At 37.4% G+C, this 3,292-nt stretch carries 3 protein-coding genes; all 3 read left to right on the top strand.

Going from position 1 to position 3,292, the window contains the following annotated elements:
* Positions 1-212, top strand: a 212-nt coding sequence (locus tag VE944_RS10150; RefSeq protein WP_414690118.1) for a glycosyltransferase, incomplete at its 5' end; no start/stop codon positions are given.
* A 9-nt stretch (positions 213-221) separates the two neighbouring features.
* Positions 222-2,006, top strand: a complete 1,785-nt coding sequence (gene asnB, locus VE944_RS10145; protein ID WP_324976073.1) for an asparagine synthase (glutamine-hydrolyzing) — start codon at positions 222-224, stop codon at positions 2,004-2,006.
* A gap of 420 nt (positions 2,007-2,426) precedes the next feature.
* Positions 2,427-3,292: glycosyltransferase (locus tag VE944_RS10140; protein WP_324976070.1), on the top strand; the 866-nt coding region annotated here is incomplete at its 3' end.

Raw genomic sequence — 3,292 nt, 5'->3', positions numbered from 1 at the left:
ATGGTGAACTGGGAGCATTAGTCAATCCTGATGATGTAGAAGAAATTGCTCAGACATTAATTGAAATTCTTCAAGGTGTCTATCCCAATTCTCTAATGTATCAGCCAGAAGCTTTGCGCCAAAAAGTAATTGATACCTTTGGTTTTGATCGGTTCCAAAAAACTCTAGCTAACCATCTAGATGGGCATTTTAAAGCTACTAAAAACAAATAATTATATAGTATGTGTGGAATTGGCGGACTTCTGACAGTTAATCAGTATCAGGGTAACTTAGAAAATATAATCCAGCGAATACAAACTGGACTAAAACATCGTGGTCCAGATGATGCAGGTATTTATATTTCTAAAGAAAGACAAGCTGCTTTTGCCCACACTCGTCTGTCAATTCTTGATCTCAGTCCTGCTGGGCATCAACCGATGTCTACTGCTGATGGACGATATTGGATTACTTTCAACGGTGAAATTTATAACTTTCAACAACTGCGGCAAAATCTAATTTCCCAAGGTGAACAATTCCATTCCCAAACAGATACAGAAGTCATTCTCAAACTATATCAAAAGAGTGGTTTTGATTGTGTCCATTATTTACGGGGAATGTTTGCTTTCGCAATTTGGGATGACTGGGAGAAAACTTGTTTTGTCGCTCGTGACGCTTTAGGGATTAAACCACTTTATTACTGGCAATCAGGTTCAACTTTAGTATTTGCTTCTGAACTCAGAGCCATTGTTGCATCTGGCTTACCTTCTGTTAATCTGAGCGTAGAAGGTTTATATGGCTATCTTGTTACTGGTTCAGTTCCCGAACCACATACCTTAATTGCTGATGTTCATTGTTTAGCTGCTGGTCATTGGTTATATTGGCAAGGTGAAAATACTACCAAAAAACAGTACTGGCAAATTAACTTTACTCCTGAACAAATTTCCCCTCTAGAAGCTCAAGAAAGAGTACGTACTGCCTTAGTAGACTCAATTCAACATCACTTTATTAGTGATGTACCTGTAGGAATTTTTTTAAGTGGTGGTATTGACTCTACAGCCATCCTCGCTTTAGCAGCTCAAACACAGAATAAAAAGTTAAATACCTATTCTATTGCCTTTGCAGAAGAAGAATGGAATGAAGGAGAGATAGCAGAAAAAGTTGCTAATTTATTTAGCACAAAACATACAGAGTATAAAGTTACAGCCTCCTTTGCTAAAGAGTTATTTCCAAAATTCTTGACAGCGATTGATCAACCAAGTATCGATGGCTTTAATACATTTTGTGTATCTAAGGTTGCCCATGAAAATGGGATGAAGGTAGTGTTGTCTGGGTTGGGTGGAGACGAAGTTTTCGGCGGATACCAGTCTTTTCAGAAAGTTCCCCAAATGGTTTCATGGAGTAAGAGGCTACACGCATTACCTTTTATTAGCAAGAGCTTAGGTATGGGCTTGTCAGATTGGGGAAATTCACCGAGGATGAAGCGCTTGGGTGATTTTTTAAAGGAAACTCCTAGTTTTGCCTCTGCCTATCGTAGTTTCAGAGGTATTTTTTCTCATCAAGAAGCTTGTGCAATTATTGAACAGTTAATTGGTGAAAAGTTTGTTTGTCAACAGCAATTAGATATTCATAATTTTAGCCCAAAAGATGCCGTTAGCTTTCTAGAATTGAGTTGCTATATGCGTAATCAGTTATTGAAGGATGGTGACGTGATGAGTATGAATTGGGGGCTAGAATTACGTGTTCCTTTCGTAGATAAAAATCTTATAGAAACAGTTGCAGTAATTCCTACTAATATTCGTTTATCTCGTGGAAAAGAACTTTTAGTAAAAGCAGTTACTGAATTACCTGATTGGGTAGTAAACCGTCCCAAAAAAGGTTTTTATTTCCCTTTTCAAAGTTGGATGTCGAGTGAATTTGGTCATTATTTTGACAACCAAAATATTCCTTCAAATATATGCCTTAAAAGTTGGTATCGTCGATGGAGTTTAGCAATTCTTAAATATTGGTGTGAGCAAATTAAAGTATGATGAAGAGGGCGGTCGCATCATGTCAATAAGCAAAGTATATTCTCAATAGAATTAAAAATTAGGTTTACTAATGTTGTGGGTTACAACAATTCAAAACTCTGATTTATTTATTGGTTTTTTAATCAGTTTATTTCTCTGGTCTTTGAAAGATAATAATCAGAATATAAATCCTATATTCAAAGATATTTGTCACAAGTGTGCATCATTTTCATACTCACTTTATGTATGTCACTTACCACTATTACTATTCTTGTGTTCTTTCTTAAGCTTTCCAAAAAGGCTACAACCAACTTTTCTTAACCTAGTTTTGCTGACTTTACTCTTGTTTGTCGTTCTGCTTTACGCCTATGGCTTTGCACAACTAACTGAACGCCATACATCGCTAATTCGTAATAGACTATTTACCTTGATGGGACTCGCATGAAAATACTTCACGTTATTCCTTCCATTAGTTTTGTCCGAGGAGGTCCTAGTCAAGCAGTGTTAGAGATGGTGAAAGCACTTTGCAATAGCGGTGTTGAAGCAGAAATTGTAACAACCAACGATAATGGTTTAGAACTGCTTGATGTACCTTTGGGGAAATGCACATATTACCAAAAGGTTCCAGTATGGTTCTTTCCTCGGTTTTCTCCCTCTATACACTCCTTGAGAGAGTTTGCTTTTTCAAGAGAGTTAACTACTTGGCTGTGGCAGAATATTCACAATTATGACTTGTTGCATATTCATGCTATTTTCTCTTACGCTTCTACAGCAGCAATGGCGATCGCCCGCCTCAAGGGAGTTCCTTATATAGTTCGCCCGTTGGGACAACTGTGTGAATGGTCATTGCAGCAAAGCGCTCGTAAAAAGCAGATATATCTCCAGCTTATAGAAAAAGCCAATCTCAATTACAGTCAATATATTCATTTCACCTCAGCCCCAGAACAGCAAGAAGCATCGCGGTTGAATTTAACTTCTCCTAGCTTTATTCTGCCCCACGGTGTTGCTATTCCAAATAATATTCCTAATGCTCGCCAGCGTTTACAGCAACACCTTAAACTTCCTACAGATGAACCAATAATTTTATTTTTATCTCGTCTGCATCCTAAAAAAGGTCTCGACTACTTAATTCCAGCTTTGGGAAAATTATCTGATTACCATTTTACTTTGGTATTAGCAGGTGCTGGTTCCCCAGAATATGAAACTGAAGTTAAATCTCTGCTTGTCTCTCATGGCATTCAAAACCGCACCCATTTTACAGGATTTGTTAAAGGAGAAATGAAAGATTTATTAATGCAAGGTGCAGA

This window comes from Nostoc sp., from assembly GCF_035638895.1.
In the GTDB taxonomy this organism is placed as follows: domain Bacteria; phylum Cyanobacteriota; class Cyanobacteriia; order Cyanobacteriales; family Nostocaceae; genus Nostoc.
The sequence above is the reverse complement of the archived record's forward strand: the minus strand, read 5'-3'. Positions and strand labels throughout refer to the sequence as shown.